2 tRNA genes and 3 rRNA genes are annotated in these 5,677 nt (G+C 49.0%); all 5 read left to right on the forward strand.

Going from position 1 to position 5,677, the window contains the following annotated elements:
* The first annotated feature begins 167 nt into the window (after positions 1-167).
* The 5 genes from ACFQ1Z_RS14555 (at position 168) to rrf (ending at position 5,669) form a co-directional block, all read left to right on the forward strand.
* Positions 168-1,706 (forward strand): 16S ribosomal RNA (locus ACFQ1Z_RS14555).
* A gap of 86 nt (positions 1,707-1,792) precedes the next feature.
* Positions 1,793-1,869: transfer RNA gene (locus tag ACFQ1Z_RS14560), tRNA-Ile, on the forward strand.
* Between the two features lie 121 nt (positions 1,870-1,990).
* Positions 1,991-2,066 (forward strand) — tRNA-Ala (locus ACFQ1Z_RS14565).
* Positions 2,067-2,438: 372 nt separating this feature from the next.
* Positions 2,439-5,324: ribosomal RNA gene (locus ACFQ1Z_RS14570) — 23S ribosomal RNA — on the forward strand.
* Positions 5,325-5,555: 231 nt separating this feature from the next.
* Positions 5,556-5,669 (forward strand): 5S ribosomal RNA (gene rrf, locus ACFQ1Z_RS14575).
* Together the 16S, 23S and 5S rRNA genes with 2 tRNA genes alongside form the textbook arrangement of a ribosomal RNA operon.
* Positions 5,670-5,677 lie beyond the last annotated feature (8 nt).

Consider the following 5,677-nt stretch of genomic DNA (forward strand, 5'->3'; position numbering starts at 1 on the left):
GTGAAGCGCATTTGATGCGTAGAAGCCTCAGAAAATACAAATGCTTTACACTTAGATTTATGACAAGTATGTACAGTGTTTTAGACACACATACCTTGAAATGAATTTGAGGAATTAAGCGAAACGAATACCGCCTCGAAAGAGGTATAAAGTAATAGTTAGGAATTAAACTGAAGAGTTTGATCCTGGCTCAGATTGAACGCTGGCGGAATGCTTTACACATGCAAGTCGAACGATGAACCTTAGCTTGCTAGGGGGATTAGTGGCGAACGGGTGAGTAATATATCGGAACGTGCCTTGTAATGGGGGATAACTAGTCGAAAGATTAGCTAATACCGCATACGCCCTGAGGGGGAAAGTAGGGGATCTTCGGACCTTACGTTATAAGAGCGGCCGATATCTGATTAGCTAGTTGGTGGGGTAATGGCCTACCAAGGCTTCGATCAGTAGCTGGTCTGAGAGGACGACCAGCCACACTGGAACTGAGACACGGTCCAGACTCCTACGGGAGGCAGCAGTGGGGAATTTTGGACAATGGGCGAAAGCCTGATCCAGCCATTCCGCGTGAGTGAAGAAGGCCTTCGGGTTGTAAAGCTCTTTCGCAAGGGAAGAAAACTTACATTCTAATAAAGTGTGAGGCTGACGGTACCTTGATAAGAAGCACCGGCTAACTACGTGCCAGCAGCCGCGGTAATACGTAGGGTGCGAGCGTTAATCGGAATTACTGGGCGTAAAGCGTGCGCAGGCGGTTTGGCAAGTCAGATGTGAAATCCCCGAGCTCAACTTGGGAACTGCGTTTGAAACTGCCAGACTAGAATATGTCAGAGGGGGGTAGAATTCCACGTGTAGCAGTGAAATGCGTAGAGATGTGGAGGAATACCAATGGCGAAGGCAGCCCCCTGGGATAATATTGACGCTCATGCACGAAAGCGTGGGGAGCAAACAGGATTAGATACCCTGGTAGTCCACGCCCTAAACGATGTCTACTAGTTGTTGGTGGAGTAAAATCCATGAGTAACGCAGCTAACGCGTGAAGTAGACCGCCTGGGGAGTACGGTCGCAAGATTAAAACTCAAAGGAATTGACGGGGGCCCGCACAAGCGGTGGATTATGTGGATTAATTCGATGCAACGCGAAAAACCTTACCTGGCCTTGACATGCCACTAACGAAGCAGAGATGCATTAGGTGCCCGTAAGGGAAAGTGGACACAGGTGCTGCATGGCTGTCGTCAGCTCGTGTCGTGAGATGTTGGGTTAAGTCCCGCAACGAGCGCAACCCTTGCCATTAATTGCCATCATTTAGTTGGGCACTTTAATGGGACTGCCGGTGACAAACCGGAGGAAGGTGGGGATGACGTCAAGTCCTCATGGCCCTTATGGCCAGGGCTTCACACGTAATACAATGGTCGGTACAGAGAGTTGCCAACCCGCGAGGGGGAGCTAATCTCAGAAAGCCGATCGTAGTCCGGATTGTTCTCTGCAACTCGAGAGCATGAAGTCGGAATCGCTAGTAATCGCGGATCAGCATGTCGCGGTGAATACGTTCCCGGGCCTTGTACACACCGCCCGTCACACCATGGGAGTGGGTTTTACCAGAAGTAGGTAGTCTAACCGCAAGGGGGACGCTTACCACGGTAGTATTCATGACTGGGGTGAAGTCGTAACAAGGTAGCCGTATCGGAAGGTGCGGCTGGATCACCTCCTTTCTAGAGAAGATCACTCGGCTTCAAGCATTCACTCTTATCAGTCATCTGTAATTAAGCAGCAACAAAGATTTAGGCAAACCGCCTTAGGGTCTGTAGCTCAGCTGGTTAGAGCACCGTCTTGATAAGGCGGGGGTCGTTGGTTCGAGCCCAACCAGACCCACCAAAACCTTATCGAAAATGTCTTGTTATATATATGAGGCATGGGCGAGCAGTACTAGGCGCGAATCTCCGCAGCATACTTATGTATGTAAGGAGGTGAGCAACGACGTAATGCGAAGTTCAGAGGGGGATTAGCTCAGCTGGGAGAGCACCTGCTTTGCAAGCAGGGGGTCAACGGTTCGATCCCGTTATCCTCCACCACTTAACTGGCGGGCATGGGGAAAGGATCTTTGTTGTGGAATTAGAGATTAGAAGCAAGCGTTACTTGCGTAGTGCTTGCTTCTAGTTTTTTAACTGGACTGCTCTTTAACAAAATGGAAGAAGTAAAGGAATATAGGTTGTGTGATGACAACTTATATTCAATGGGCGATATTGTTTTTTAACCGGAAACGATATCGATTGATTGCAAAATCATAAATATATTAAACGCAAGTTGAGACGTTTTAGTTGAGGAGAAATCTGAGACTAAAGCAAATCTAACGAGGTTTGATAGTGCTTTAGAATTACCTGTAACGCGTGTCTCATGCACGACGAAATCTAGATTTAAAAAGGGTTTAGGTTTTAACGTTATAGGGTCAAGTGAATAAGTGCATATGGTGGATGCCTTGGCGATTACAGGCGATGAAGGACGTGATAGCCTGCGAAAAGCTTCGGGGAGCTGGCAAATAAGCTTTGATCCGGAGATGTCCGAATGGGGAAACCCACCCGCAAGGGTAACCGCTCCTGAATATATAGGGAGATGGTGGCGAACCGAGTGAACTGAAACATCTAAGTAGCTCGAGGAAAAGAAATCAACCGAGATTCCGTAAGTAGTGGCGAGCGAACATGGAATAGCCTGTTATTTTTAGCAGATGCGATAGTAGAACGGAATGGAAAGTCCGACCGTAGTGGGTGATAGTCCCGTATACGAAATCCCGTCTGTGGAACTAAGGTAACGAAAAGTAGGGCGGGGCACGAGAAACCTTGTCTGAATATGGGGGGACCATCCTCCAAGGCTAAATACTCGTAATCGACCGATAGTGAACAAGTACCGTGAGGGAAAGGCGAAAAGAACCCCGGGAGGGGAGTGAAATAGATCCTGAAACCGTATGCATACAAACAGTGGGAGCGGACTTGTTCCGTGACTGCGTACCTTTTGTATAATGGGTCAGCGACTTACATTCAGTGGCAAGCTTAACCGATAGGGGAGGCGTAGAGAAATCGAGTCCGAATAGGGCGAATCAGTCGCTGGGTGTAGACCCGAAACCAAGTGATCTATCCATGGCCAGGATGAAGGTGCCGTAACAGGTACTGGAGGTCCGAACCCACAAATGTTGAAAAATTTGGGGATGAGCTGTGGATAGGGGTGAAAGGCTAAACAAACTTGGAGATAGCTGGTTCTCTCCGAAAACTATTTAGGTAGTGCCTCGTATATCATTCTCGGGGGTAGAGCACTGTTATGGCTAGGGGGTTCATAAGAACTTACCAAACCATTGCAAACTCCGAATACTGAGAAATGCAATTACGGGAGACAGACCATGGGTGCTAACGTCCGTGGTCAAGAGGGAAACAACCCAGACCGACAGCTAAGGTCCCAAATGACGTGCTAAGTGGAAAACGAAGTGGGAAGGCATAGACAGCCAGGATGTTGGCTTAGAAGCAGCCATCATTTAAAGAAAGCGTAATAGCTCACTGGTCGAGTCGTCCTGCGCGGAAGATGTAACGGGGCTAAGCACGTAACCGAAGCTTCGGATGCCATATTTATATGGCATGGTAGGAGAGCGTTCTGTAGGCCTGCGAAGGTGTCCTGTGAGGGGCGCTGGAGGTATCAGAAGTGCGAATGCTGACATGAGTAGCGATAAAGGGAGTGAAAAGCTCCCTCGCCGAAAGCCCAAGGTTTCCTGCGCAACGTTCATCGGCGCAGGGTGAGTCGGCCCCTAAGGTGAGGCAGAGATGCGTAGCTGATGGGAAACAGGTTAATATTCCTGTACCTCTATACAATGCGATGTGGGGACGGAGAAGGTTAGGTCAGCCGGGTGTTGGATGTCCCGGTTCAAGCGTGTAGGTTGGTTCTTTAGGCAAATCCGGAGAGCTAAGACTGAGACGTGATAACGAGCGTACTTGTACGTGAAGTGATTGATACCATGCTTCCAAGAAAAGCCACTAAGCTTCAGTTGTATAAGACCGTACCGCAAACCGACACAGGTGGGCAGGATGAGAATTCTAAGGCGCTTGAGAGAACCCGGGAGAAGGAACTCGGCAAATTAGCACCGTAACTTCGGGAGAAGGTGCGCCCCGGTAACGTGTATAGACTTGCTCTAGAAGCGTGATGGGGTTGCAGTGAAAAGGTGGCTGCGACTGTTTAATAAAAACACAGCACTCTGCAAACACGAAAGTGGACGTATAGGGTGTGACGCCTGCCCGGTGCTGGAAGATTAAATGATGGGGTGCAAGCTCTTGATTGAAGTCCCAGTAAACGGCGGCCGTAACTATAACGGTCCTAAGGTAGCGAAATTCCTTGTCGGGTAAGTTCCGACCCGCACGAATGGCGTAACGATGGCCACACTGTCTCCTCTCGGGACTCAGCGAAGTTGAAATGTTTGTGAAGATGCAATCTCCCCGCGGCTAGACGGAAAGACCCCATGAACCTTTACTGCAGCTTTACATTGGACTTTGACAAGATTTGTGTAGGATAGGTGGGAGACTATGAAGCGGCGTCGCTAGATGTCGTGGAGTCAACCTTGAAATACCACCCTGATGTTGTTGAGGTTCTAACCTAGGTCCGTAATCCGGACTGGGGACCGTGTATGGTAGGCAGTTTGACTGGGGCGGTCTCCTCCCAAAGAGTAACGGAGGAGTGCGAAGGTAACCTAGGTACGGTCGGAAATCGTACTGATAGTGCAATGGCAAAAGGTTGCTTGACTGCGAGACGGACAGGTCGAGCAGGTGCGAAAGCAGGTCATAGTGATCCGGTGGTTCTGTATGGAAGGGCCATCGCTCAACGGATAAAAGGTACTCTGGGGATAACAGGCTGATTCCTCCCAAGAGTTCATATCGACGGGGGAGTTTGGCACCTCGATGTCGGCTCATCACATCCTGGGGCTGTAGCCGGTCCCAAGGGTATGGCTGTTCGCCATTTAAAGTGGTACGTGAGCTGGGTTTAAAACGTCGTGAGACAGTTTGGTCCCTATCTGCCGTGGGCGCTGCAAGTTTGAGGGGACCTGCTCCTAGTACGAGAGGACCGGAGTGGACGCACCTCTGGTGGACCAGTTATCATGCCAATGGTATAGCTGGGTAGCTAAGTGCGGAAGAGATAAACGCTGAAAGCATCTAAGCGTGAAACTCGCCTCGAGATGAGACTTGCCTCTGGCTTTAAGCCAGCTAAAGAGTCGTTCAAGACCAGGACGTTGATAGGTCAGGTGTGGAAGTGCAGTAATGCATTAAGCTAACTGATACTAATTGCTCGTGAGGCTTGATCCTATAACCTTAAAACTTAGAATCCCTAAACGGAATCTAACAGATGAAAATCTGTAAGGTGTAGTTCAAAGCAATATGATTTGGCAATCATCTAGAAATACTGAAACAACACGTTGTTTCAACATCTAAATCCCATTGAAAACAAGCTTAATCGCTTGCATCCTTTACTTCTTCCAATTTGTTAAAGCAGGCTGATGCAACGCATCAGCACCATGCATAACATGACCAGTTATGTTTGGGGACAATAGCGGTTTGGAACCACCCCTTCCCATCTCGAACAGGGCCGTGAAACGAACTTGCGCCAATGATAGTGTACTCTTCGTATGCGAAAGTAGGTCATCCCCAAGCTCCTTATA

Source organism: Methylophilus luteus, from assembly GCF_042676265.1.
Lineage (GTDB): Bacteria > Pseudomonadota > Gammaproteobacteria > Burkholderiales > Methylophilaceae > Methylophilus > Methylophilus luteus.